Annotated in this window: 23 protein-coding genes and 1 pseudogene; 11 read left to right on the top strand and 13 right to left on the bottom strand. The window is 60.6% G+C overall.

Annotation, left to right across the window (positions count from 1 at the left end):
- The 9 genes and pseudogenes from B0B52_RS06945 to B0B52_RS06905 form a co-directional block, all read right to left on the bottom strand.
- Positions 1–213, bottom strand: a pseudogene (locus tag B0B52_RS06945) (energy transducer TonB); the annotation flags it as partial.
- Positions 214–306: 93 nt separating this feature from the next.
- Positions 307–564, bottom strand: coding sequence for a bacterioferritin-associated ferredoxin (locus B0B52_RS06940; RefSeq protein ID WP_077592902.1), 258 nt, complete (start codon positions 562–564; stop codon positions 307–309).
- Positions 565–654: 90 nt separating this feature from the next.
- The gene (locus B0B52_RS06935; protein WP_174575476.1) at positions 655–1,782 is read right to left on the bottom strand and encodes an alpha-hydroxy acid oxidase; all 1,128 of its coding nucleotides are present in this window, start codon (positions 1,780–1,782) and stop codon (positions 655–657) included.
- Positions 1,779–2,459: a Fe2+-dependent dioxygenase gene (locus tag B0B52_RS06930; RefSeq protein WP_077592900.1), complete on the bottom strand. Its 681-nt coding sequence runs from the start codon at positions 2,457–2,459 to the stop codon at positions 1,779–1,781. Before B0B52_RS06930 ends, B0B52_RS06935 begins: the two co-directional genes overlap by 4 nt.
- A gap of 82 nt (positions 2,460–2,541) precedes the next feature.
- On the bottom strand, positions 2,542–4,743 hold the full coding sequence (locus B0B52_RS06925; RefSeq protein ID WP_077592905.1) for a TonB-dependent siderophore receptor: 2,202 nt from the start codon (positions 4,741–4,743) through the stop codon (positions 2,542–2,544).
- Positions 4,744–5,105: 362 nt separating this feature from the next.
- Positions 5,106–5,390 (bottom strand): DUF6587 family protein, encoded by a 285-nt coding sequence (locus tag B0B52_RS06920; RefSeq protein ID WP_139351847.1) that lies wholly within the window; start codon positions 5,388–5,390, stop codon positions 5,106–5,108.
- Positions 5,387–7,330, bottom strand: coding sequence for a ferrous iron transport protein B (feoB, locus tag B0B52_RS06915; protein ID WP_077592898.1), 1,944 nt, complete (start codon positions 7,328–7,330; stop codon positions 5,387–5,389). Before feoB ends, B0B52_RS06920 begins: the two co-directional genes overlap by 4 nt.
- Entirely contained in the window at positions 7,327–7,662 is a 336-nt protein-coding gene (locus tag B0B52_RS06910; RefSeq protein WP_077592897.1) for a FeoA family protein, read from the bottom strand. The genes feoB and B0B52_RS06910 overlap by 4 nt, the downstream gene beginning before the upstream one ends.
- A 174-nt stretch (positions 7,663–7,836) precedes the next feature.
- Entirely contained in the window at positions 7,837–8,805 is a 969-nt protein-coding gene (locus B0B52_RS06905; protein ID WP_077592896.1) for a GlxA family transcriptional regulator, read from the bottom strand.
- Positions 8,806–8,898: 93 nt separating this feature from the next.
- Here B0B52_RS06905 and B0B52_RS06900 point away from each other — a divergent pair, with 93 nt between their 5' ends.
- Positions 8,899–9,756, top strand: coding sequence for a dienelactone hydrolase family protein (locus B0B52_RS06900; RefSeq protein WP_077592895.1), 858 nt, complete (start codon positions 8,899–8,901; stop codon positions 9,754–9,756).
- An 81-nt stretch (positions 9,757–9,837) separates the two neighbouring features.
- Here B0B52_RS06900 and bfr read toward each other — a convergent pair whose 3' ends face one another.
- From bfr to B0B52_RS06880, 4 genes are all read right to left on the bottom strand, one after another.
- The gene (bfr, locus tag B0B52_RS06895) at positions 9,838–10,314 is read right to left on the bottom strand and encodes a bacterioferritin (protein ID WP_077592894.1); all 477 of its coding nucleotides are present in this window, start codon (positions 10,312–10,314) and stop codon (positions 9,838–9,840) included.
- Between the two features lie 164 nt (positions 10,315–10,478).
- Complete coding sequence (gene ahpF / locus B0B52_RS06890) at positions 10,479–12,050, bottom strand: alkyl hydroperoxide reductase subunit F (protein ID WP_077592893.1); 1,572 nt, start codon at positions 12,048–12,050, stop codon at positions 10,479–10,481.
- 99 nt (positions 12,051–12,149) lie between these two features.
- A complete protein-coding gene (gene ahpC / locus B0B52_RS06885; protein ID WP_077592892.1) occupies positions 12,150–12,713 on the bottom strand; it encodes an alkyl hydroperoxide reductase subunit C in 564 nt (187 codons plus the stop codon).
- A gap of 255 nt (positions 12,714–12,968) precedes the next feature.
- Positions 12,969–13,790: a pyruvate, water dikinase regulatory protein gene (locus B0B52_RS06880; RefSeq protein WP_077592891.1), complete on the bottom strand. Its 822-nt coding sequence runs from the start codon at positions 13,788–13,790 to the stop codon at positions 12,969–12,971.
- A gap of 177 nt (positions 13,791–13,967) precedes the next feature.
- Here B0B52_RS06880 and ppsA point away from each other — a divergent pair, with 177 nt between their 5' ends.
- The 10 genes from ppsA to dnaB all read left to right on the top strand — a co-directional run bounded on the left by ppsA (position 13,968) and on the right by dnaB (position 23,439).
- Positions 13,968–16,367, top strand: a complete 2,400-nt coding sequence (gene ppsA / locus B0B52_RS06875) for a phosphoenolpyruvate synthase (protein ID WP_077592890.1) — start codon at positions 13,968–13,970, stop codon at positions 16,365–16,367.
- A gap of 263 nt (positions 16,368–16,630) precedes the next feature.
- Positions 16,631–16,900: a hypothetical protein gene (locus B0B52_RS06870; RefSeq protein ID WP_254425659.1), complete on the top strand. Its 270-nt coding sequence runs from the start codon at positions 16,631–16,633 to the stop codon at positions 16,898–16,900.
- Positions 16,897–17,475, top strand: coding sequence for a tetratricopeptide repeat protein (locus tag B0B52_RS06865; protein ID WP_077592888.1), 579 nt, complete (start codon positions 16,897–16,899; stop codon positions 17,473–17,475). Before B0B52_RS06870 ends, B0B52_RS06865 begins: the two co-directional genes overlap by 4 nt.
- Before the next feature lie 138 nt (positions 17,476–17,613).
- Complete coding sequence (locus B0B52_RS06860; RefSeq protein WP_077592887.1) at positions 17,614–17,874, top strand: DUF4212 domain-containing protein; 261 nt, start codon at positions 17,614–17,616, stop codon at positions 17,872–17,874.
- Between the two features lie 2 nt (positions 17,875–17,876).
- Positions 17,877–19,997, top strand: a complete 2,121-nt coding sequence (locus tag B0B52_RS06855) for a sodium:solute symporter family protein (RefSeq protein WP_077592886.1) — start codon at positions 17,877–17,879, stop codon at positions 19,995–19,997.
- 366 nt (positions 19,998–20,363) lie between these two features.
- Positions 20,364–20,732 carry a 30S ribosomal protein S6 gene (gene rpsF / locus B0B52_RS06850; protein ID WP_077592885.1) on the top strand — a complete coding sequence of 123 codons (369 nt, stop codon included), beginning with the start codon at positions 20,364–20,366 and terminating at the stop codon, positions 20,730–20,732.
- A 45-nt stretch (positions 20,733–20,777) separates the two neighbouring features.
- Entirely contained in the window at positions 20,778–21,089 is a 312-nt protein-coding gene (gene priB / locus B0B52_RS06845; RefSeq protein ID WP_077592884.1) for a primosomal replication protein N, read from the top strand.
- 10 nt (positions 21,090–21,099) lie between these two features.
- Positions 21,100–21,384, top strand: coding sequence for a 30S ribosomal protein S18 (gene rpsR / locus B0B52_RS06840; RefSeq protein ID WP_077592883.1), 285 nt, complete (start codon positions 21,100–21,102; stop codon positions 21,382–21,384).
- A gap of 11 nt (positions 21,385–21,395) precedes the next feature.
- A complete protein-coding gene (gene rplI / locus B0B52_RS06835) occupies positions 21,396–21,848 on the top strand; it encodes a 50S ribosomal protein L9 (protein WP_077592882.1) in 453 nt (150 codons plus the stop codon).
- A 178-nt stretch (positions 21,849–22,026) separates the two neighbouring features.
- A complete protein-coding gene (dnaB, locus tag B0B52_RS06830; protein ID WP_077592881.1) occupies positions 22,027–23,439 on the top strand; it encodes a replicative DNA helicase in 1,413 nt (470 codons plus the stop codon).
- Positions 23,440–24,185 lie beyond the last annotated feature (746 nt).

The raw sequence follows: 24,185 nt of genomic DNA, 5'->3' as shown, positions 1-24,185 counted from the left end.
GGGCGGCTCGATCTCGATGATGTGTGTGAGTATTTCAGCGGGAACAACGTGCTGCACGGCGCGGCGCAACAGGCCGTTTTGCATCGCCCACAGCACAAGCACGTGGAAGATGACCACGCTGGCGGCAATGAGGAAGTTGCGGCTGAAAGGTAAGCGCACGGATGTAGTCGGAAGTCCGATGGCGTTGGGGCCCGGAATGGCGGAAGCGTTCATCGGAAGTCTAGTGGATGCAGAAGTAAGAACGCGTATGCAGGAAGAAGGTGCACTATCGGCGGAAAATCCACCAGAGCGGGCTGACCGCGAAGATCAGGCTGCCGGCGAGGGTTGCAAAAAGGGTGACTGAGGATTCCATGTGCTGCCTTCCATTGGGTGGTCGGCGCGCTTGATGTGGGCCGTGGGGCAGGTAGCGCCGCATTGCGCGACCACGTCCCGGGCACACCCTTCACACTGACCGCACTGGGTGGCAATACCGAGTTCGAACTGGATCTCGTCAAAGCCCAGGCCCGCGCGGGCATGACGAGCTATTTCGCGGTCAGAAATTCGGCGGCAGACACAGACGATCATGGATTGGCTTGCTGGTGATTAATTCGACGTATTAAGTATAAATGCGAATCGGTCGCATTTGCAATAAATACTTGATACTCCTGACAAGAATCAGGGAATCTGGTCGAAAAACAGCTCGGATGTAGCCTGGTCCAGATTAACGCAGCCGCACAGAGCCATGGCTATCTCCAACTCGTCGCGCAGCAAGCGCAGCACATGGGCCACCCCGATCGCACCCGCGTTGGCCAGCCCGTACACGCACGGCCGGCCCACCAGCACGGCGCGCGCACCCAGGGCCACGGCCTTGAGCACGTCGGTGCCGCGGCGAATGCCACCGTCAACCAGCAGCGGCAGGTCGCCCTTCACAGCAGCGGCGATGCGCGGCAACACCGCTGCAGTCGCCGGCGTGGTGTCCAGCGTACGGCCGCCATGATTGGAGACGATCAGCGCAGCCACTTGCAGCGCCGCCGCCTGGCGCGCGTCTGCCGGGTGAAGCACGCCCTTGAGCAGCACCGGAAGACGTGTGGTCTCTTGCAGCCATTGCACGTCGGCCCAGGTGGGCGCATGCGCGGGTAGGCTGTCGAACAGGCTGCCGCTGGTGTTTGCAGGGGGCGCAGCAAGCTGCGCCAGATTCACCGCCGAAACACCGGCTGGCAATTTGAAACCGGCACGCCGTTCCCGGTCGCGCGCGCCACTGACCGGCGCGTCCACCGTGAGAACCAGCGCTTCATAACCAGCGGCCTCCGCACGTTGAACCAGCTGGCGCGTAAAGCCCCGGTCATGCTGCAGGTAGAGTTGAAACCACAGAGGGCCGCGTTCGGCATACGCACCGAATGCGCTGGCGACGGTTTCCAGGGAAACACTGGCCTGCGTGCTCAGCACCAGCCCGGCTCCCTGCGAGGCGGCTGCATGCGCCATGGCAATTTCCCCGTCAGGATGTGCCATGCGCTGGTACGCCACAGGCGCCACCAGCAACGGGTGGGCCAGAGTGCGTCCCAACAGCTCGACACGTGTATGCCCGCCATTCAAGGGCCGCAACACGCGGGGCAGCAGGTGCAGCTTGTCCCAGGCACTGCGGTTGGCGCGCAGGGTCAGCTCGTCTGCCGCGCCACCGCTGAAATAGGCCCAGGCCTGGTCGTCGAGCCGTGTACGTGCAAAAGCTTCATGGTCGGCCAGATTCACCAGGCCGGGCGGCAGCGCCTGAATGGCAGGAACCGGAACGGGGCCAGCTGCCTTCACGTGTCGGCCCACATGCGCAGGAGGTTGTGGTACGTGCCGGTCAGCGTGGTGGTGCCCGCACTTTCCCCGTGGGTCTGGCGCAGTTGCATCAGGGCCATGTCCATCTCGAACAGCAGGCGCCGCTGCTCGTCGCTGCGCACCAGGCTCTCCACCCAGAAAAAGCAGGCCAGGCGTTCGCCGCGCGTGACTGGCTGCACCTGGTGCAAGCTGGTGCCGGGGTAAAGCACGGCGTGGCCGGCCGGCAGCTTCACGCGTTGTTCGCCATAGGTATCTGCGATGGTGAGCTCTCCGCCCTCGTAGTCCTCCGGGTTCGACAGAAAGACGGTGCAGGACACATCGGTGCGCACACGCTGCCCGTCCGGCAGGGTGCGTATGGCGCCGTCGATGTGGTTGCCATAATGATTGGCCGCCCCGCTGTAACGGTTGATGCGCGGAGTGAATATCTTTTTGGGCAAGGTTGCCGTCAGAAACAGGGCGCTGCGCTCCAGCCCACGGGTCACCATCGCGCTGATCGTCCGCGACGCTTCACAGTCATACGGCAACTGGGCATTGTTTTTCACCTGCGCCGCCTGACTGCCTGCACTGGCCTTGCCATCGGCCCAAGGTGCGTCAGCTAGCAGCTTGCGGGCCACTTGCAGGTCATTGGCATCAAGGATGTCGGGCAGGGAGTGCAGCATGGTCAGGGTTATACAAGTAAGAACTCAAGTAAAAAAGCCGCCCCGGGATGGAGCGGCAAGAACCTTGGAGAAAGTTGCGCTATCAGAACTTCACGTTGGCCGTGACCTGGAACAGCCGGCCTGCGCCCGGTATGTAATGCCCGGTGTACAGCGAGTCCGCGTAAAGCTTGTTGGTCACATTCGAGATGTTCGCTTTCACGGCCAGCATCTGGTTGACAACGTACTCTGCCATCAGGTCACCGGTCACGTAGCCAGGCACTTTCCAGCCCGGGTTGCGGATGGGCGTCTGTTCGCCGCGGAAGTTCAAGCCACCGCCCACGCGGAATTTAGGTGTGAGCTGGTAAGTGGTCCACACCGTACCGCTGTGCAATGGTGTGAGCGAGGGACGTGAACCCTGGCCTTCAGCGCCGGCAGCCCCGATGTCGATGCGGGCGCTGGGCATCCACATGTAGGAACCATAAACCTCCCATTGCGGTGTCAGGCGCCCGGTGATGTCAATCTCGGCGCCGGCCGCATGCCGCTTGCCGGACAACACGTCAATATTGAGCAGCGGGTCGGTGTTGCGTTCATGCAGCTTGGTCGAGTGGAAAATCGCCATGCGTGTGGTGAAGCGTTTGTCAGCCGTGTCCAGCTTGGCGCCCAGTTCGATATTGCGGCTCGACTCCGGCGGTGTATTCACCGTCGTGGCGCTGTAGGAGTAGGTGTCGCCCGAGGTGTTGAACGACGTGCCGTAGGAGAAGTGGAAAGAGTGCAGCGGGTTCGGCTGGTACAGCAGACCCACACGCTTGCTCCACTCTGAAATTTTCTGGCTGTACGCGGTGGTGGTCACAGGACCGGGCGCCGCGGTTGGAATTGCGTAGGTCTTGTAGTCACCTTTCATGCTGTCATAACGCAGGCCCACCAGCACCTTCCAGTGCGGTGCCACCTGGATCAGGTCCTGTGCATACACACCCATGCCACTGGACACAAAGTCGCTGGAGGTACGCAGCACGCGGCGGGATTCGTCAATGGAAGCACCGTCATCAGGTGTGCCCACAAGCGTGTTGGGTTTTGTCAGATTCACGCCGCCCTGGGCCGCCGTACGGGCCGCATAGACGTTTTTTTTCTCGTTGGCAAAGTCAACGCCGGTCAACAGTTCATGCTTGAGCCCCAGCGCGTCAAATTTCTTGCTGAAGTCGCTTTGCAGGTGCACGGTTTCCATGTCCTGGATTTTTAGTTGTGTGCCGCGCGTGAGCACGGTGCTGGGCCCGAAGTTGTCCAGGGTGACGGCCCTGCGGCCTGGCTGCAGGGCGGCTGCGGCGATACGAACCGTACCGGCCCGCTGGTCGCGGTCAAATTTTCCGATGCGCAACTGTGTTTTCAACTCGCTGTCGCTGCTGAAGCGGTGCGTGTGGCCCAGGGTGGCCATGGTGGCGCTGCCATTGTTGTAGTCGCTGGCCATGCCGTAGTAGGCCTTCGGATCGAGCGGCAGCATGGTGGTGTCGCTTGCAGGTGAGCTGGCGTTCGGGCGGATCCACGGCATGCCGTAGTTCATGCCGTTTCGGTTGTCCAGATGGTAAAGGCTGGCCAGGAATTCGTCTGCCGTGCCAATGCCCAGCCGATAACTCACGGCCAGCCCCCGCTTGTCGAGGCTGCTGCCGGCGCCGTTGTTGTCGGCAGAGGTGGTCATGGCGTTGATGCGCAGGGCCGCGTTTTCGCCTGTCTTGATGTTGAAGTCGCCCGTCACGCGCTTGTAGTTGTGGTTGCCCAGCGTGGTGGAGACCTCGTGTTCGGTGATCAGGCGCGGTACTTTGCTGACCTGATTGACTGCGCCGCCTGTAGAGCCGCGGCCGAACAGCATGGAAGCCGAGCCGCGCAGGATTTCCAGGCGGTCCAGGTTGAAGGTGTCGCGTTCATAAAAAGCCGGGTCGCGTATGCCGTCGATGAACAGGTCACCGGTGCTTTGCAATGGGAAGCCGCGCAGGCGAATGTCTTCTTCGCCACCCTCGGCGGCCAGGAAGCTGATACCGGCGGTGTTTTTCAGTGCTTCCTTGATCGTATCAAGGTTGCGGTCGTCGATGAGTTTTTCAGTGACCACCGTGACGGATTGCGGAATGTCCCGCAACTCCTGGTTGCCCTTGCCGATGGTGGAGCGGTTCACCCGCAGCGAGTCCTTGCCGTTGTCGTCAGCTTTTTCCCGCACCACGACAGGCGTCAGGGTATCGGTTGGCGAGACCTTGGCTGCGGGAGCGGTAGCGGGGGCGGTGCTGGTTTGTGCCCAGCTGGAAAAGGAAGCGGCCAGCATGAGCGCGCCCAAGGGCAGCAGGGCTTTGCCAGTGGGGGCTGACGCGGCGGGTGTTTGCACAGCAGCATTGGCGAAGCGTTTTTTTTTGTGACGCGCTGAACGTGCGGCGCGTGTAGAAGGGTTTGCCACGATGGCCTCCAAGCGTGGTCCGGCCGGTTTCGGCAGCGGACCTGGTTTTCATGAAATGGCTTGGCTGTGCTCGGGGCTGCCCGGAGGGGTGCGAGTTGGCTGGCTGACTGGGTAAGTTACCGAGTGTATGTCAAATGATAATGATTCGTAATAACGTGTGAGGGCGCCGGCCAGAAATTTTGAAAAACAGGGCGTTGCTGTGGCGTAAAAGCCATGCGCCAATGAAAAGCGCTTCAGCCTGGTGGTGAGCGGCGTTTTTTTGCCCAGTGAACCTGGTGTTCTTGTGCTGGCGGACGGGCGCCTGCGCTGGCGCAATTGCCGCAGGCCGAGCCGCAACCGGCGGGGTCCCGGGTTGCGGCCTGCAGGGTGCTCCATGCTTGCAGGCGCGGGAAGCGGCGCAGCAGGGCATTGGCCATCCAGCGTTTCATGGTCGCCGGCATGAACAGCCAGACACAGTAGACCGCGCAGAAGGCGACTACCGTATAAACCACCACGGCTTCCAGTTGCGTTGGCATCATGTGGTCAACCCCAGCACGGCGCGGTAGGTGACAAAAGACGCGGCGTAGGCCAGCGCAAACAGGTAGGCGGCCATCAACAGCGGGTAACGCCAGGAATTGGTTTCGCGTTTGACCACGGCCAGCGTCGAGATGCACTGGGGCGCAAAGACATACCAGGCCAGCAGCGAATAAGCAGTGGCGACCGACCAGCTCTGCGCAATCAGCGGACTCAGCGCTTCGGCCGCATCGTCACCGGCGGCGGACAGCGAATACACCGTGCCAAGTGCGCCCACCGCCACCTCGCGCGCCGCCATGCCAGGCACAAGCGCAATCGAGATCTGCCAGTTGAATCCGATCGGTGCAAACACCACCTCGAGCGCCTTGCCAATCATGCCGGCAAAGCTGTACTGGATGGCCGCGCCGGTGGCGCCGTCGGGTGGGCTGGGGAAGGTCGAGAGAAACCACAGGACCACCATCAGCGAGAAAATAATCGTGCCCACGCGGTGCATGAAAATTTCCACCCGTTGCCACAGTCCCAGCAACAGGTTTCGCAGGTTGGGCAAACGGTAGGGCGGCAGTTCCAGCATCAGCGGCTGGTAGCTGCTCTTGGCCCAGGTGCGCTTGAAGACCCAGGCCACGGCCATGGCCGACACGATGCCGAGCAGGTAAAGCGCAAACAGGGTCAGGCCCTGCAGGTTGAAGAAGCCGACTTCGCGGTTTGGAATGAAGGCGCCTATCAGCAGCGCATACAGCGGCAGCCGGGCCGAGCAGGTCATCAGCGGGGCGATCATGATGGTGGCGAGCCGGTCGCGCCAGTGCGGAATGGTGCGTGTGGCCATGATGCCGGGAATCGCGCAGGCAAAACTCGATAGCAGTGGAATGAAGGCGCGGCCTGAGAGCCCGACCTTGCCCATGAGGTTGTCGAGCAGGAAGGCGGCTCGCGGCAGGTAGCCCGAGTCTTCCAGCAGCAGGATGAAGAAAAACAGAATCACGATCTGCGGCAGGAAGACCAGCACACCGCCCACACCGGCAACGATGCCGTCAACCAGCAGGCTTTGCAGCAGGCCGGGTGCGACGTTCGCCTGGACCAACGCGCCAGTGGTGGCAACGGCCTCCTTGATCAGGTCCATCGGCAGGTTGGCCCAGGCAAACACCGCCTGAAAAATCAGGAAGAGCACAGTGGCCAGCAGCAGCAGGCCAGCCACCGGGTGCATCACGACAGCATCGATGCGGTGGTTGAAACGTTTGACCTGGCCGGCATTGGGCACGGCCACAGCCAGGATGGCCCGTACCCGCGCCTGCAGGGCGATCGGGTCTTGTGCTTCAATTGCTATGTTTTTAGTAGCTGATTGCGCCCGTGGAATATGGGCTGAGGCCGAAAATGATGCATTACCCGATGCTGAAATGGCCTTTTGGGCGGCTTGCAGCAGCGCCTCCCGTCCGCTTTGCCCGGCCTTGCCGCGCAAGGCAGCAAACCAGGGGTTGTGCACCGCCACGGTTTCCACCACAGGCATGCCCAGTTCCGCCGAGAGCCGCGGGATGTCGATCTGCAGGCCGCGTGCGCGAGCCACATCCATCATGTTGAGCGCCAGCACCATGGGCCGGCCCAATGCGCGCAGTTGCAGTACCAGGCGCAGATTCATGCGCAGGTTGGTGGCGTCCACCACGGCGATGATGCCGTCGGGCGGGCTTTCACCTTCGCGCAGGCCCATCACCATGTCGTGCGTGACCGCTTCATCGGTGGTGGCCGGGTTCAGGCTGTAGGCGCCGGGCAGGTCCATCACCGCCAGCTCGCGGCCATCGGGCAGGCGGGTGCGGCCTTCCTTGCGCTCAACGGTGACGCCGGCGTAGTTGGCAACCTTCTGCCGCGCGCCGGTGAGCAGGTTGAAGAGGGCGGTTTTGCCGCAGTTGGGGTTGCCGACCAGGGCAATGCGCAGGGGGCGCAGGGAGGCGGCGTTCATTGCGGTGCCTTCACCTGGACGAAGCCGGCCTCATGGTGACGCAGCGCAAACACCGTGTCGCCGACCTGCACCGCGATGGGCTCGCGCCCGCCCGGGCCGCGCTGCAGCACGCAAATGCTTTCGCCGGCCATGAAACCCAACTCGGCCAGCCGGTGCAGTACAACAGCACCGGCCTCGCCGCCACGGGCAGCAAGGCCGGTGATGGTGGTAGGCCGGTGCGCCGCCAGCTCGGCCAGACAGATGCCGCCTGCGTTGTCTTGAGGGTGGAGGGGAAGGGGGGCGGCGTCAGTGGTCAGGCCGTTCGCGGCGCGCGCAGAAGACAAGAGGGTCATGCACTGGGCTCCTTGCAATGCCCATTCTTGATGAGAATCATTGTTATTTGCATTGTATGACAGTGGAGCCAAGCCGGAAAGGACTCCTGTCCCCTTTTTGAGCCCTCCTCAGCCTTTTGCACTGGCGTCTGATGTATATCAATTGCCTGTGCCGCTCTATGGGCGCCCAGAGCGTCAAAGGGCCGGTCTGTACCGGCTGGGATGGGTGCCCGCCTTGCGCATCAGGCGGCGCAGCGCGGTGGCGTCCCCATAGCCCACTTGCTCGGCCACCCGCTCGATGGTCATCCGGCTCGACTCAATCAGCATGCGGGCGCGATTGAGCCGCACGCTTTGCACCAGGGCCATCGTGCTTTTGCCGGTGGCTTCGCGCACATGGCGTGAAAGCGTTCGCTGGGACATTGCGAATTCCTGGGCCAGAGCTTCCACGCTGGGCGGCTGCGGCAAGGCTGATTCAATCCGCGCCACCAGGCGGGCCACCAGCTCGTTTCCGTTGGACAGCATTCTCGGCACCACGAAAGGCGATTGCGCCTGCCGCCCGTCGATCAGCAGGATCCGCCCGATGGCGTCGGCCAGGGCGGCACCGAACTGGACCCGCAGCAGATGAAGCATCAAGTCAGTTTGCGCAAATGCAGCGCCTGCCGTGCTCACGGCACCGTCGGCGCAAACCATCCGGTCGGCGTCGACGATGCAGCGAGGCTCTAGTCGCCGCAACTCTGCTGCCAGCCACCACGAGGTGGTGACCCGGCGCCCGGGCAGCAGCCCGGCGGCCTGAAGCAGGAATACTGCAGAGCAGGAAGCAGCCACCCGGCCGCCCGAAGCCGCATGCGCGGCAACAGCGGCGATCGCCCGCTGCGCGCCCGCGCTCGCCAGGCCGGTTGCGAGCGCCTGGGCATTGTCCAGTCCCAGTCCCGGCACGATCCAGGTGGATGTGTCGGGCCGATGCCGTTTGGGCAATGCCGTGGTTGCCAGGTGCATGCTGCTGCTTAAAGGTACGGAGCCGCCGGATGGCGACATGACACGCCATGTTGGGCGCGCCAGCTTCAGGCGCGGCGCCAGGGCCGACGCTGCATGCAGGACATCCAGCGTGATGGCTACGCTGGCGGCGTAGGCCCCAGGCAGGACCAGAACGGTGAAATCTGTCATTGGCTGAAAACGCATCAAACATGTCGAAATAGACACTCGCAGTTTAGCGGCAAGCTGCATCTAATTCAGGTATCCCATCACCCAAGGAACCCGATGACCCACCGCAGCATGAAAGATGACGATGCCCTCGAAGATTTCAAAGTCCGCGAGATCACCCTCGACAGTGTGACGAAGAAGGTCTACGTGGGCGGAAATGCCGGCTTGGGCCCGGCGGTGATTGTGATGACTGAAATGCCGGGCATCAGCCCGCACGTCGCGCGGTTTGCCCGATGGGTGCGCGATGCGGGTTTCACCGTCTACATGCCCTCGCTCTTCGGGCGTGACGGCGCGGTTCCCGGCGCGGAGGAGGGTGCGGCGATCTTTCAGCGCGCCTGTGTCAGCGCCGAGTTCCGTGCTTTTGCGGGCAAGGGGGGCGTCAATGCCTCAAGTCCGGTGACGAGATGGCTCAGGGCGCTGGCAAGGCTGGCACACCAGGAATGTGGCGGCCCCGGCGTCGGCGCCATCGGCATGTGCTGGACCGGTAATTTCGCGCTTTCCATGATGCTGGAGCCCGCCATGCTCGCGCCCGTGCTGTGTCAGCCTTCGCTGCCGTTCGACAACCCGGGTGGCATCGAGATATCGCCGGAGGAAGTCAAGATGGTGCGCCAGCGGCTTGACCAGGAAAACCTCACGGTGTTGGCTTACCGGTTTGAAGGCGACAAGTTCTGCAGGGCCCAGCGTTTTGCGGCTTATGCCGAGGCGTTGGGCGACCGCTTCGAGCCGCGGGTGCTGCCGGACCAGGCTGCCAACCCTGATGTACCGCCTTTCTTTGCACAACATGTGACGACACCTCACAGCGTTGTGACAGCCCACCTGATTGATGAGGCAGGCCAACCCACATTGGCTGCAAGGGACGAGATTCTCGGGTTCTTCAGCCGGCGTCTGGTCGGGCAGACGCCGGCGCCCGACTGAAGCGCTGGCAGCAATCCGCGGTGGCAGGCAAAGAAAAAGCGGGGCCAGGCCCCGCTTTTTGCTTAAATGAATGCGCCAGCTTCAGCTCAGCTCGCCCATCTGGCTTTGCAGGTAGTTCTGCAGGCCGACTTTGCCCACCAGCTCGATCTGGGTTTCCAGGAAGTCGATGTGCTCTTCGGTGTCGTCCAGGATGCCTTGCAGCAGGTCGCGCGACACGTAGTCGCGCACGCTTTCACAGTGGGCAATGCCGTCCTTGATGGTCGCCTGGGCGCCGGTTTCGGCTTTCAGGTCACAGGCCAGCGCTTCCGGAACGTCTTCGCCGATCATGAGTTTGCCGAGGTCCTGCAGGTTGGGCAGGCCGTCGAGCGTGAAGATACGGTCCATCAGCTTGTCGGCGTGTTTCATCTCGCCGATGGATTCTTCGTATTCCTTCTTGGCCAGCTTGTCCAGGCCCCAGTGCTTGTACATGCGGTAGTGCACGAAGTACTGGTTGATGGCGGTCAGCTCATTTTTGAGTTGAGCCTGCAGGTGTTTGATGACTTGTGCGTCGCCTTTCATTGCTTATCCTTTTTTTGTTTTGAATGCGCTGATTGTCCGCACGGAACTCCCATTGGGCAAGAAGAAATGCATAACCCTTGTACGCGGTCTGAGCACGAATGGGATTGATAGGCGTTCTTCTTTGCCGGCATGAAGCGGTGCCCTGCACACCGCTTCATGCACTGTCAGGCCACCGGTGCCGAGGTCCGGATCAAATGATCGAAAGCGCCCAGCGCCGCCTTTGCGCCGTCACCGGCCGCAATGATGATCTGCTTGAAGGGCACCGTGGTGGCGTCGCCCGCTGCAAACACGCCGGGCAGCGAGGTCTGGCCCCTGGCATCCACAATGATTTCGCCGTGCCTGGACAGCTCGACCACACCCTTGAGCCAGTCGGTGTTGGGCACCAGGCCGATCTGGATGAACACGCCTTCCAGCGGCACGGTTTTCAGCTCGCCGGTCGCGCGGTCCTTGTAGATCAGGCCATTGACCTTCTGGTCGCCGGTGATCTCAGTGGTCTGTGCGTTGGTGAACACATCAACGTTTTTCAGGCTCAAAAGCTTGCGCTGCAGCACAGCATCGGCGCGCAGCGCGGTGTCGAACTCGATTAGCGTCACGTGGCCAACGATGCCCGCCAGGTCAATCGCCGCTTCGACACCCGAGTTGCCGCCGCCGATCACCGCCACGCGCTTGCCCTTGAACAGCGGCCCGTCGCAGTGCGGGCAATAGGCCACGCCCTTGTTCTTGAACTCCTGCTCACCGGGCACGTTGATGTTGCGCCAGCGCGCGCCGGTCGAGATGATCACCGACCTGCTTTTCAGCGAGGCGCCGCTTTCCAGCTGGATCTCGATCATGTCTTTGCCCGGGCCGCTGTTGGGCACCAGTGCCTTGGCACGCTGCAGGTTCATGATGTCCACGTCGTAGTTGCGCACGTGTTCTTCCAGCGCGTGGGCGAATTTCGGGCCTTCGGTTTCCTTGATCGAGATGAAGTTCTCGATGCCCAGCGTGTCCAGCACCTGGCCGCCGAAACGCTCGGAGGCCACGCCGGTGCGTATGCCTTTGCGCGCCGCGTACACGGCCGCTGCCGCTCCGGCCGGGCCGCCGCCGACGATCAGCACGTCAAACGGTGTCTTTTCAGTGATCTTCTTCGCTTCGCGCTCGACGCCGCTGGTGTCGATCTTGGCAAGGATTTCTTCCAGACTCATGCGGCCATTGCCAAACATGGTGCCGTTCAGGAAGACCGTGGGCACGCCCATGATCTCGCGCTCCTTGACCTCATCCTGGAAGGTGCCGCCTTCGATCATGGTGGTCTTGATGCGCGGGTTCTGCACCGCCATCAGGTTCAGGGCCTGAACCACGTCGGGGCAGTTGTGGCAGGTCAGCGAGACGTAGATTTCGAAGTCGAGGTCGCGGTCGAGCGCACGGATCTGCTCGAGGATGGCCTGCTCGACCTTGGGCGGGTAGCCGCCGATCTGCAGCAGCGCCAGGATCAGCGAGGTGAATTCATGGCCCATGGGCAGGCCGGCAAAACGCGGGCCGTGGTTTTCGCCCGGGCGGTTAATCGAGAAAGACGGCTTGCGATGTGGGTCGTCCCGGCTTTCGGTCAGCTTGACCAGCGGCGACGACTCGGCCACGTCTTTCAGCAGCGACAGCACTTCGCCAGAGGCTTCGCTGTCGTCCAGTGAAGCGACGATTTCGATGGGCGCGGTGGCGCGTTCGAGGTAACTTTTCAGTTGGGCTTTGGTGGCGTCGTCGAGCATGGCGGACTCACTTTCGGTATCAATATCGTGTCAAAAGGGAACAAAAAAGCCCGGGTCGCACACCGAGGTGTGCATCGCCCGGGCTTGGACCGCGGGGGCTTAGATCTTGCCGACGAGGTCGATGGACGGGGCGATTGTCTTGGCGCCTTCGTTCCACTTCGCAGGGCAGACCTGGCCGGGGTGCGCGGCGGTGTATTGGGCGGCCTTCAACTTGCGCAGGGTTTCCTTGACGTCACGTGCGATCTCGTTGGAGTGCACTTCAGCGGTCTTGATGATGCCGTCCGGGTTGATCACGAAGGTGCCGCGCAGTGCCAGGCCTTCTTCGGGAATGAACACGTCAAATGCCTTGGTCAGCGTGTGGGTCGGGTCGCCCACCAGCGGGAACTTGGCCTTGCCGACGGCGGGGGAGGTTTCGTGCCACACCTTGTGCGAGAAATGGGTGTCGGTGGTCACGATATAAACCTCTGCGCCGGCCTTCTGGAATTCGGCGTAGTTGTCGGCGGCATCTTCGACTTCCGTGGGACAGTTGAAAGTGAATGCGGCCGGCATGAAGATCAGGACCGACCATTTGCCCTTCAACGATTCGTCAGAAACGTCGATGAACTTGCCATTGAGAAAGGCTTGAGTTTTGAAAGGCTGGACTGGGGTATTGATCAGGGACATCTAGATAGCTTCCTATAGGCTGGTTAAAAATACTTGCGAAACGATAGTATAACTCTTGAAGTTGATGTAAGTCGATAGTCGTTGGCTATTTGTGAAATAGACATCACGCACCGGGCCCGGCCATTCGGCTTCTGTACCCGTCAGCGGTGCTGCGACGGCGCATACGACTGCAACCCCCGTTCTATAAGAGAAAATGGCCGGTAGCCCTTGTCGGGCGGGCGCAAACAGCTATAAAAAGAAGAGCGGCGAGTGCTGTCAGTACTCCAGCCGCTCGGGCCGGATTTCCTGCAGGATGGTGGTGGCGATTTCCTCAATCGACTTGGTGGTGGTCGACAGCCAGCGAATGCCTTCGCGCCGCATCATGGCTTCGGCTTCGTGGATTTCCTCGCGGCAGTTCTCAAGGCTGGCGTACCTGGAGTTGGGCCGGCGTTCGTTGCGGATCTGCGCCAGGCGCTCGGGCGCAATCGTCAGGCCGAAGATTTTTTTGCGATGCGGCACCAGCGCCGGCGGCAGCTGGCGGCGCTCGAAGTCTTCCGGAATCAGGGGGTAATTGGATGCCTTCAGGCCGTATTGCATGGCCAGGTAAAGCGTGGTCGGCGTTTTGCCGCTGCGGCTCACGCCCACCAGGATCACGTCGGAGCCCGCCAGGTCCTTGTTGCTCTGGCCATCGTCGTGCGCCAGCGAGAAGTTGATGGCCTCGATGCGGTCGTCATATTCCTTGCTTTTGGAGGCATCCGAAAAGCGGCCTACCCGGTGGTTGGACTTGATGCCCAGCTCGATTTCCAGGGGCGCCACAAAGGTGCCGAACATGTCCAGCAGCATGCCGTGGCAATGCGCCTTGATGACCGCCAGAATCTCCATGTTGACCAGCGTGGTGAACACAATCGGCCGCGTGCCCTCCACCGTGGCCGCATGATTGATCTGGCGGATGACCTGATGCGCCTTGTCGACACTGTCGATAAAAGGCAGGCGAACATGGCGTGCCTTGAACTCGAATTGCGCCAGGATGGCGTTACCAAAGGTTTCGGCGGTGATGCCGGTGCCGTCGGAAATGAAAAATACGGTGCGGTTTGGCATGTCTGGGCTTCAGGGTTATGAAAGGTGGGGGCGGCTGCCAGAGGCGGCAGGCCCCTACAATCGAGGCAATTATCCAGATTCTCAAGCCATGCCCCGCACCAACCCCCTAGAACAACAACAAGGTTGCCCGCCGCGCATGCGCCACGTCCCGGTTTTTAAACCTCCCGGAGTATTTTCATGTCCAAGCTATTTGAGGCGACCGCCCTGGTCGTGCCGTTTGAAAACCTGAGGATGACAGACGTCGAGGCTGTCGGCGGTAAAAACGCCAGCCTCGGCGAAATGATCTCGCAATTGCCTACCGGGCCCAAGGGCGTGCAAGTACCCACCGGTTTTGCCACCACCGCCCACGCTTTCCGCATTTTCCTGGCCCACGATGGCCTGGACAAAAAAATCAACGCAGTGCTCGATGCACTCAACACTGATGACGTGCGTGCGCTTGCCGTCGCCGGCGCCCAGATTCGCGGTCTGGTCGAAGCCCAGCCTTTCCCGAAAGAACTTGAAAAAACTGTCCGCGACAGTTTTGCGGCGCTGAGCGCAGGCAACCCCCAGGCCAGCTTTGCCGTGCGTTCCTCCGCCACGGCCGAAGACCTGCCCGACGCCTCATTTGCAGGGCAGCAGGAGACCTTTCTGAACGTGGTGGGCATCGAGGACGTGCTGCACAAGATGAAGGAGGTATTTGCCTCTCTCTACAACGACCGCGCCATCAGCTACCGCGTGCACCAGGGCTTTGCCCATTCCGACGTGGCCCTGTCGGCCGGCGTGCAGCGCATGGTGCGCAGCGACATCGGCGCGGCCGGCGTGATGTTCACCATCGACACCGAAAGCGGCTTTGAAGACGTGGTCTTCATCACCTCCAGCTACGGCCTGGGTGAAACCGTGGTGCAGGGCGCTGTGAACCCCGACGAGTTTTACGTGCACAAGCCCATGCTCAAGGCCGGCAAGCGCTGCGTGATTCGCCGCAACCTGGGCAGCAAGCTGTTGCAGATGGAGTTCACTTCGGCTGAAGAAAAGAAAGCCGGCGGCAAGCTGGTCAAGACCACCGATGTGCCGGCCGAGCTGCGCAACCGTTATTCGCTGACCGATGCCGACGTCGAGCAACTGGCGCGTTACGCGGTGATTATCGAAGACCACTACGGCCGTCCCATGGACATTGAATGGGGCAAAGACGGTACCGACGGTCAGCTGTACATCCTGCAGGCGCGGCCCGAGACGGTGAAGAGCCAGTCCAAGGGCAAGGCCGAACAGCGCTACAAGCTCAAGGGCACCGGCACCGTGCTAGCCGAGGGCAGGGCAATTGGCCAGAAAATCGGCACCGGCCCGGTCCGCATCGTGCGCGACATCAAGGACATGGACCAGGTCCAGCCTGGCGACATTCTGGTCACCGACATGACCGACCCGAACTGGGAGCCGGTCATGAAACGCGCCAGCGCCATCGTGACCAACCGCGGCGGGCGCACCTGCCACGCGGCCATCATTGCGCGCGAGCTGGGCATTCCGGCCGTGGTCGGCTGCGGCGACGCCACCGAGTCGCTCAAGGACGGCATGCTGGTGACTGTCAGCTGCGCTGAAGGCGATACCGGCAACATCTATGACGGCCTGCTCGAGACCGAAGTGACCGAAGTGCAGCGCGGCACCATGCCGCCCATCGACATCAAGATCACGATGAACGTCGGCAACCCGCAGCTGGCTTTTGATTTTTGCCAGATTCCCAACCACGGCGTCGGCCTGGCGCGGCTGGAGTTCGTCATCAACAACAATATTGGCGTGCATCCCAAGGCCATCCTTGACTACCCGAATGTTGATGCCGACCTGAAAAAGGCAGTTGAAAGCGTGGCGCGCGGCCATGCCTCGCCGCGTGCTTTTTATGTCGACAAGGTGGCCGAAGGTGTAGCGACGATTGCTGCAGCTTTTTGGCCCAAGCCGGTGATCGTGCGTTTGTCGGACTTCAAGTCCAACGAGTACCGCAAACTCATTGGCGGCTCGCGTTACGAGCCCGAAGAAGAAAACCCGATGCTCGGCTTTCGCGGTGCATCGCGTTACCTCAGCCCCGATTTTGGCGAAGCCTTTGCGATGGAGTGCGAGGCGCTGCGCCGCGTGCGCGACGACATGGGCCTGGTCAATGTCGAGGTCATGGTGCCGTTTGTCCGCACCCTCGGGCAAGCAAAAAAGGTCACCGACCTGCTGGCCCAGCATGGCCTGAAGCGCGGCGAAAAAGACCTGCGCGTGATCATGATGTGCGAGGTGCCGAGCAACGCCATCCTGGCCGATGAGTTCCTTGAATTCTTCGATGGGTTCTCGATCGGTTCGAACGACCTGACCCAGCTCACCCTCGGCCTGGACCGCGACTCCGGGCTGGCCATTCTGGCGGAAGACTTCGACGAACGCGACCCGGCTGTCAAGGCCATGCTGAGCCGCGCCATCCAGGCCTGCAACCGTCAGGGCAAGTACGTTGGCATCTGCGGTCAGGGGCCCAGCGATCACCCCGACTTTGCGTTGTGGCTCAAGGAGCAGGGCATTGGTTCGATCTCGCTCAATCCCGACACCGTGATCGACACCTGGAAGCAACTCGCCTCCTGAACCGGCTAAGCACCCTCCGCATCGCCCCGGCGAACCCGCGCGAGCACAGACCGCAGGGGATTTGCGGAGGTCCTTAAGCCCTTGGTTTTACAGCCGGCCGCTTCAGCGGTGTGAATCGGCTGAAACCAAGGGAAAGTCCTAGGAGGGTTTGAACGGGGGCTGTCAGCCTCTGCGTCAATTTGTAAGAAGTCGGTAAGGACCGGGGCAACAATCAAGCCATTGTTGCCAAAGGCCCTATGCTTTTCTTCGCATCCACTCTCAAATTGATAGCTGAGATTGCCCTGTTGGCGTTGCTCGGGCAATGGATACTTGGGTTGCTCGCAGGCGCCAGGAAAGACACCAATCTCTTCTACCAAATCCTGCAGATCGTTGGCAAACCCTTTGTGGTGGCCTCCCGCTTCATCACTCCCAAACAGATCATTGACCGCCACGTACCGCTCGTGGCGTTTTTGTTGCTGCTCTTCATCTGGATCGCTGCAACCCTCATGAAAATCCGCATTTGCCTGGAAATCGGCGTGGAGCTGTGCAAATGAACGCCGTTGCCGCTTATTGGTATCTCAAACTCCAGGCGCTTGTCCTGCTGGTATTCGGCAGGCAGGCGGCAGCCCTGGAGAAGTTCACCCAGATGCTGCTGGTGCGCCCCGGCGACCGTTACGCGCTGGCGAGTCGTGCCCATGTGCTCGCGCAGCTGGGCGACAAGCACGGTGCCATTGAAGCCCTGCGCGAGCTGGCGGCACGCTTTCCCGATACCGCCGCGGCTTGGTTCAACCTGGCCTACATGCTGGAAGACATAGGCGGCCATCCGGACGCTGAACCCGCTTTTCGCCGCGCGCTGGATATCGAGCCCAAGATGGACCGGGCCTGGTACGGCCTGGCACTGCTCCTCATTCGCGACCGCCGCTTTGACGAAGCGGTGCAGGCGCTCAAGAAAAACACAGAACTGCAGCCCATGAGCCCGTTCGGCTGGTATCAGCTGGCGCGGGTTCATGTTGACAGGCAAGACCCTGAAGAGGCGGTGAAAGTCATTCGCCACCTCAAAAGGTTTGAGCCTAAAGTGGCCGCCCAGCTGGAGCGCGAGACGGGGCTGAGCATCGCTCAGCCTTCCTGAACGCAAACCAACTGGGCGGGTATTTGAAGGCCAGGGTCCTGCCCAGGCTTATAAGACGCGATCCGGCTTGCAGGCCACGCCGGGACTGGTGGTGATCGCGATGTGCCCGAAAGGGCGTTGTTGATGGAGGCAAGTGTTATGCAGTTGACTGACAACCATCGCCGTTATTGGCGGAAGAACCTCAACGTCACGGGCATCCTGCTCGTGATCTGGTTCGTCGTGACGTTCGTCGTGAGTTATTACGCACGTGAATTGAACTTCAATTTCTTTGGCTGGCCCTTTAGCTTCTGGATGGGAGCACAAGGGGCTTTGGTGATTTACGTGGCGATCATCGGGTATTACGCCTGGTACATGGGCAAGCTCGATATTGAGCACGGCGTCCAAGAGAGCGAGGAATAATCATGGCTGGAATGTTTGGTTCTGATAACGGCGGCGGTAACACCAAGGCCTCCAACGCCGCGTTCAAGTCTGGCTTGAACAAGGTTTACAAGTGGTACACCGGGGGCTTTCTCGCCTTCGTGGTGGTACTGGCCGTCCTCGAGCAGATGGGCTTGTCCCGTCAATGGATCGGCTTGATCTTCCTGCTGGCCACCATTGGCCTGTATGCCGGCATCGGCATCATGAGCCGTACAACGGACGCTGCCGAGTATTACGTGGCAGGCCGCCGCGTACCGGCTGTGTACAACGGCATGGCCACGGGTGCTGACTGGATGTCTGCCGCCTCCTTCATCGGTATGGCCGGTACGCTCTACCTGACAGGTTACAGCGGCCTGGCCTTCATCATGGGGTGGACGGGCGGTTACTGCCTGGTGGCCCTGTTTCTTGCGCCCTACCTGCGTAAGTTCGGCCAGTTCACGATTCCCGACTTTCTGGGTGAACGCTACGGCGGCAACCTGCCGCGATTCATCGGTATCGTCGCTGCGATTCTGTGCTCCTTCACCTATGTGGTTGCGCAGATTTATGGCGTCGGCATCATCACGGCCCGCTTGACGGGTGTGGCTTTTGAGCTGGGGATTTTCCTGGGCCTGGGCGGTATTCTGGTTTGCTCTTTCCTGGGCGGCATGCGTGCTGTGACCTGGACACAGGTGGCCCAGTACATCATCTTGATCGTGGCCTACATGATTCCTGTGGTGTGGTTGTCGGTCAAACAGACCAGCGTGCCGGTTCCGCAGGCCATCTACGGCTTCCAGCTGCAAAAAGTGACGGCCAAAGAAAAAGAGCTGACCACCAACGCCAAAGAAGTGGAAGTTCGCGAGATCTTCAAACAGCGTTCGGCAGCCCTGGCCGCCAAGCTGAAAGATCCTGCTGCGGCGCTGGCTGCAGACAAGGCAGCGGCGGAGAAAACCGTGGCTGATCTGAAGGCTGCCAATGGCGCGCTGTCGGAGATTTCTGCCGCTGAAAAAGCGCTTGCTGCTGTGCCGAAAGATGCTGCCGCTGCCACGAAAACCTGGACGGCCGCCAAGGCTGGGGCTGACGCTAAAGCCAAGCCGCTCAACGGCATGCCACCGCACGCCCAGCAGTTTGCTGGTGATCCGAACGGCGATGCGGCTGCCCAGAAGGCTTACGACGTGTCACGCCGTAACTTCCTGGCGCTGATCTTCTGCCTGATGGTGGGCACTGCCGCGTTGCCGCACATCCTGATGCGCTACTACACCGTTCCAAGCGTGAAAGAAGCACGGCAGTCGGTCACCTGGTCGCTGTTCTTCATTTTCCTGCTGTACTTCACTGCGCCGGCCCTGGCCGTGCTGGTGAAATACGAGGTCTTCACCCTGGTGGTGGGAACACCGTTCAACGCACTGCCGGAATGGATTACCGCCTGGAACAAGGTTGACCCGACCCTGCTGTCGGTGGTGGACATCAACAAGGACGGCTTGCTGCAACTCAACGAAATGTCCATCGGTGGTGACATCATCGTGCTGGCGGCTCCCGCGATTGGCGGCCTGCCTTACGTGGTGTCCGGCTTGGTGGCTGCCGGTGGTCTGGCCGCTGCTCTGTCTACTGCTGACGGCCTGCTGCTGACGATTGCCAACGCGTTGAGCCATGACCTGTACTACAAAATGATCGACCCGAACGCCTCCACCGCACGCCGCGTGACCATCTCCAAGGTCTTGCTGCTGGTGGTAGCCCTGTGTGTCGCTTATGTGGCGGCGCAGAAACCGGCCGACATTCTGTTCCTGGTCTCTGCGGCGTTCTCGTTCGCTGCGGCTGCGTTCTTCCCGGCCCTGACATTGGGGATCTTCTGGAAACGCGCCAGTGGCATTGCTGCCTCCCTGGGCATGGCAGCCGGTCTGGGTACCACGTTCTATTACATGATCACCACCCAGCCATGGATGCGCGGCCTGTTCGGCATCACCTCCCCGATCCAGCTCTGGTGGGACATTCAGCCGATCTCGGCCGGCGTGTTCGGCGTGCCGATCGGCTTCGCTGTGATCATCCTGGTCAGCTTTGTGACCCCTGCGCCCAGCCGCAAGGTCCAGGAGCTGGTTGAGCATGTACGCTACCCAACCCTGCGCGCGGCCTGATATGGCCCCGCATATGACCTGAACCGAAGCTGTTCAGGTTCAAAAGCCCGGCAACGCAAGTTGCCGGGCTTTTTTATTGGGGCTTGGGAGTTTGGGCCGCAGGCGCAGCGCCCCCTAGGGGACACCTTTCGACAAGCTCAGGACGATCGGTAAAAAGGCAACCTCCGCAAGGGCTCTCCAGCCAAGCAGGGGCCGCGGGTCCGGCTTTGCCGGCCCGCAGGCGCAGCGGCCCCCTCGGGGGGGGCAGGGAGCTACACGCAGTGAGCGACCGTGGGGGCAATATTCCGGTGGTATATAATCATGGGCTTCGCCTTGCTGCACCCTTAACGACGCTGGGGCAGCTTTCATTAACCACAAGGAGAGTTTATGCGTCACTACGAGATCGTCTTGCTGATCCACCCGGATCAAAGCGAGCAAGTCCCAGCCATGCTGGAACGTTACAAGGGCATGATCACTGCCGGCGGTGGAAAAATCCATCGTGTTGAAGATTGGGGCCGCCGCCAGCTGGTGTACCTGATCCAGAAACTGGCCAAAGCCCATTACCTGTGCATCAACATTGAAGCCAGCCAGGCCGTCATGGACGAAATTGAACACGCGTTCAAGTTCAACGACGCCGTGCTGCGCCACCTGACTGTTGTGAAGAAAAAGGCCGAAACCGGTCCTTCCCTCATGATGCGCAATGTCGAGCGTGAAGAGGCCCGCAAGGCCCAGCAGCAGGAGTATGCGGCGTCGTAATACGCCAATGCTGTTGAACGACTCGTTGCTGCCGAATAATCTGCAGTGAACCGCGTTGAATTGACCGCCTGTATCGCCGAGGTTAGTCCTCTTCGCTACACGCCCGCTGGAATCCCCGCCGCCAACTTCGTTCTCGAACACGAGTCTGAAATGGAGGAAGCAGGTTCCACCCGGCAGGTCAAATTGACAATGAAGGCGGTGGCTTTTGGAACGCTGGCTGAACAAACAGGCCGGCTGACTTTAGGCAAACCCTTCAGGTTTACCGGATTTCTGGTTAACGCCCGTGGCAGCAAAAGTGTCGTGTTTCACATCCAAGCTTTTCAACCAGTTTCTGAACAAGTACTGAACCCTATTTAAGGAGTCCATCATGCCCGGACCAAAACGTTTCAATAAAGACAAGCGCCCCAAGCGCAATACCCAATCCCTGCTGTTCAAACGCAAGCGTTTTTGCCGTTTCACAGCTGCTGGCGTTGAAGAAATCGACTACAAAGACATCGACACCCTGCGCGATTTCGTAGCCGAAAACGGAAAAATCATCCCCGCACGCCTGACCGGCACGCGCGCGATTTTCCAGCGCCAGATCAACACCGCCGTCAAGCGCGCTCGTTTCCTCGCGATGCTGCCTTACAGCGACCAGCACCGTAGCCTGTAAGGAGCACGAACATGCAAATTATTCTGCTCGACAAAGTCGTCAACCTGGGCAACCTGGGTGAAGTCGTCAAGGTCAAAGACGGTTACGCACGCAACTTCCTGATCCCTTCCGGCCGCGCCCGTCGCGCAACCGCAGCGGCCATCAAGGAATTTGAAGTCAAACGCGCTGAACTTGAAAAAGCCGCCGCTGCCAAGCTGGCCGCATCGCAAGCCCAAGGCGAAAAGCTCGGCGGTACCACCGTCAAGCTCACGCAAAAAGCTGGCGTTGACGGTCGTCTGTTTGGCTCCGTGACCAACCACGACATTTCTGCCGAACTGACCAAACAGGGCTTCCCTGTGGCCAAGTCGCAGATCCGCATGCCAAACGGTCCGTTGAAGACTGTGGGCGACCATGCCGTCAGCGTGGCACTGCACACCGACGTGACAGTCGACATCACCGTGACTGTGTACGGCGAATCCGCTTAAAACATTCGCTCTCCCGAAAAAGCCGCTCGCTGAGCGGCTTTTTTCTTTGCGATTGCATTTTTCGGGTTGTGCACACGCCCAGTCACGATTTACACCGTATTTCCCACGTTTATTCACAACCTTGTCCACAGCCGTTCAGGCCGTGGCGGCGTAGTATTTAGCACCTCTCAGGAAACCCATGTCCGCCGTACTTTCCACCATCGACGACTCCCGCTACAGCGCTGACAAGCAAATCGCACAGTTGCGCATTCCCCCGCATTCCATCGAAGGCGAATCCAGCGTGCTGGGTGGCCTGCTGCTCGACAACGGCGCTTGGGACCGGGTGGGCGACCTGCTGGTGGACGAGGACTTCTACCGTTACGAACACAAGCTGATCTACGCGGCCGTGGGCGCCCTGATCAACGCGACCAAGCCGGCCGACGTGATCACGGTGTACGAGCATCTGCAGAACCAGGGCAAGGCCGAAGAAATAGGCGGTCTGGGCTACCTGAATTCGCTGGCCCAGTACGTACCCAGCGCCGGCAACATCCGCCGTTATGCCGAGATAGTGCGTGAGCGCTCCATCCTGCGCAAGCTGGTAGCCGCCAGCGACGAGATTGCCACCCAGGCCTTCAACCCGCAGGGCAAGGCCGTGGCCATGATCCTCGACGAGGCCGAGCAGAAGATCTTCAAGATCGGCGAGCAGGGCTCGCGCATGAAGCAGGGCTTCCAGAGCATGGACACCCTGGTGGTCAGCCTGCTGGACCGCGTGACTGAAATGTCGGAAAACCCGAACGACGTCACCGGCGTGCCCACGGGTTTTTATGACCTCGACAAGATGACCTCCGGCTTTCAGGCTGGCGATTTGGTCATCCTGGCAGCACGCCCGTCCATGGGCAAAACCGCACTGGCCATCAACATTGCCGAACACGTGGCGCTCAACGAAGGCCTGCCGGTGGCGGTGTTCTCCATGGAAATGGGCGCCTCACAACTGGCCGTGCGTATCGTCGGCTCCATCGGCCGCATCGACCAGACCCATCTGCGTACCGGCGCCCTGACCGACGAAGAGTGGCCGCGCCTGACCGAAGCGATTGAGAAGCTGCGCAACATCTCGCTGCACATCGACGAAACCCCGGGCCTCACCGTTAGCGAACTGCGCGCCAACGCCCGGCGCCTGGCCCGCCAATGCGGCAAGCTCGGCCTGATCGTGGTCGACTATTTACAGCTCATGAGCGTGTCTTCCAGCATGAGCGAAGAAAACCGCGCCACCGCCGTCGGCGAAATCTCGCGCGGCCTGAAGATGCTGGCCAAGGAACTGCAGTGCCCCGTGATTGCCCTGTCACAGCTGAGCCGGGGGGTGGAGTCCCGCACCGACAAGCGTCCCATGATGAGCGATCTGCGTGAGTCCGGCGCCATCGAGCAGGACGCCGACATCATCATGTTCATCTACCGCGACGAGTACTACACCAAAGACGCCTGCAAGGAACCTGGGGTAGCCGAGGTCATCATCAGCAAACAGCGTAACGGCCCGACCGGCACAGTGAAGCTCGCATTCATTAATCGGATCACAAAGTTTGAATCGCTTGCGCATGGCGGTGGTGGCGATTTCTGACACTCCGTCATTACAAGCAGGCCGTCTTGCGGCCGACTTTTCCAGAGGGAAAATGAGTTTCGAGCCTTCTCATCTACAGGGATAGCTTCTTCAGCTCAGCGACCTTCAAAATTGCGCAGCCGGTGAAGACGCCGCCGTGGAATTCGCGCAGTTCTTCATCAATCATGAGAAAGCGAGGAGCTCATTTTCTTTACTGCGGAGCTGTTCCCACTCGCGCTTTAGCCTCTGTTTTCGAAGCACGTCTTCATTGTATTTTCAGAAAATTTGAAATGAAAAATAGAAGACACTCCTTGGAAAACTTTTCTGAGCGTTTTGAAAGTGGCTGGCTCAAGCTTGGAATGAACCGGCAACTGGGGTGAAAAGTTCCCGATAAAAAGAGGGTGTGCCGGCTCGTGTGCCAGTCGGTTTCAGAGGGGAAAGCGGGTAGGCACTAAAAGAATTCATACCAATAAAAAGATATAAAAGCATCTGTGCCAGTTATTTTTTTGTTGCCAGTTCTCGGTTACCACACATTTCCATCCGGTCCCTCTTTTTTCAGGTGCTGCACACCTCATCTTGAAGATCTCCCCCAATGGGATCGCGAAGAATTTTCTTTTTGGCCTAGACCTTTCTGGCTATTGCCAGATAGGTTGGCGAATGACGGCCAGAAAGTTTGATAGGGGGTTCTGAGACCTGCGCAGGGGGGGGGGCTTGGCCCTTACCCGTGGCTGCTAGGCTCGGTTTGAGATCAGGCTTGGGTCAAAGGG

It is taken from the genome of Polaromonas sp. A23 (genome assembly GCF_002001015.1).
Classification (GTDB): Bacteria; Pseudomonadota; Gammaproteobacteria; order Burkholderiales; family Burkholderiaceae_C; genus Polaromonas.
The sequence above is the reverse complement of the archived record's forward strand: the minus strand, read 5'-3'. Positions and strand labels throughout refer to the sequence as shown.

Bases quoted from the DNA above. Each gene is read 5' to 3' on its own strand.
- B0B52_RS06940 (WP_077592902.1), bottom strand. From the start codon at position 564: ATGATCGTCTGTGTCTGCCGCCGAATTTCTGACCGCGAAATAGCTCGT.
- B0B52_RS06930 (WP_077592900.1), bottom strand. From the start codon at position 2,459: ATGCTGCACTCCCTGCCCGACATCCTTGATGCCAATGACCTGCAAGTG.
- B0B52_RS06925 (WP_077592905.1), bottom strand. From the start codon at position 4,743: ATGCTGGCCGCTTCCTTTTCCAGCTGGGCACAAACCAGCACCGCCCCC.
- B0B52_RS06920 (WP_139351847.1), bottom strand. From the start codon at position 5,390: ATGATGCCAACGCAACTGGAAGCCGTGGTGGTTTATACGGTAGTCGCC.
- feoB (WP_077592898.1), bottom strand. From the start codon at position 7,330: ATGAACGCCGCCTCCCTGCGCCCCCTGCGCATTGCCCTGGTCGGCAAC.
- B0B52_RS06910 (WP_077592897.1), bottom strand. From the start codon at position 7,662: ATGACCCTCTTGTCTTCTGCGCGCGCCGCGAACGGCCTGACCACTGAC.
- B0B52_RS06905 (WP_077592896.1), bottom strand. From the start codon at position 8,805: ATGACAGATTTCACCGTTCTGGTCCTGCCTGGGGCCTACGCCGCCAGC.
- B0B52_RS06900 (WP_077592895.1), top strand. From the start codon at position 8,899: ATGACCCACCGCAGCATGAAAGATGACGATGCCCTCGAAGATTTCAAA.
- bfr (WP_077592894.1), bottom strand. From the start codon at position 10,314: ATGAAAGGCGACGCACAAGTCATCAAACACCTGCAGGCTCAACTCAAA.
- ahpF (WP_077592893.1), bottom strand. From the start codon at position 12,050: ATGCTCGACGACGCCACCAAAGCCCAACTGAAAAGTTACCTCGAACGC.
- ahpC (WP_077592892.1), bottom strand. From the start codon at position 12,713: ATGTCCCTGATCAATACCCCAGTCCAGCCTTTCAAAACTCAAGCCTTT.
- B0B52_RS06880 (WP_077592891.1), bottom strand. From the start codon at position 13,790: ATGCCAAACCGCACCGTATTTTTCATTTCCGACGGCACCGGCATCACC.
- ppsA (WP_077592890.1), top strand. From the start codon at position 13,968: ATGTCCAAGCTATTTGAGGCGACCGCCCTGGTCGTGCCGTTTGAAAAC.
- B0B52_RS06865 (WP_077592888.1), top strand. From the start codon at position 16,897: ATGAACGCCGTTGCCGCTTATTGGTATCTCAAACTCCAGGCGCTTGTC.
- B0B52_RS06860 (WP_077592887.1), top strand. From the start codon at position 17,614: ATGCAGTTGACTGACAACCATCGCCGTTATTGGCGGAAGAACCTCAAC.
- B0B52_RS06855 (WP_077592886.1), top strand. From the start codon at position 17,877: ATGGCTGGAATGTTTGGTTCTGATAACGGCGGCGGTAACACCAAGGCC.
- rpsF (WP_077592885.1), top strand. From the start codon at position 20,364: ATGCGTCACTACGAGATCGTCTTGCTGATCCACCCGGATCAAAGCGAG.
- rpsR (WP_077592883.1), top strand. From the start codon at position 21,100: ATGCCCGGACCAAAACGTTTCAATAAAGACAAGCGCCCCAAGCGCAAT.
- rplI (WP_077592882.1), top strand. From the start codon at position 21,396: ATGCAAATTATTCTGCTCGACAAAGTCGTCAACCTGGGCAACCTGGGT.
- dnaB (WP_077592881.1), top strand. From the start codon at position 22,027: ATGTCCGCCGTACTTTCCACCATCGACGACTCCCGCTACAGCGCTGAC.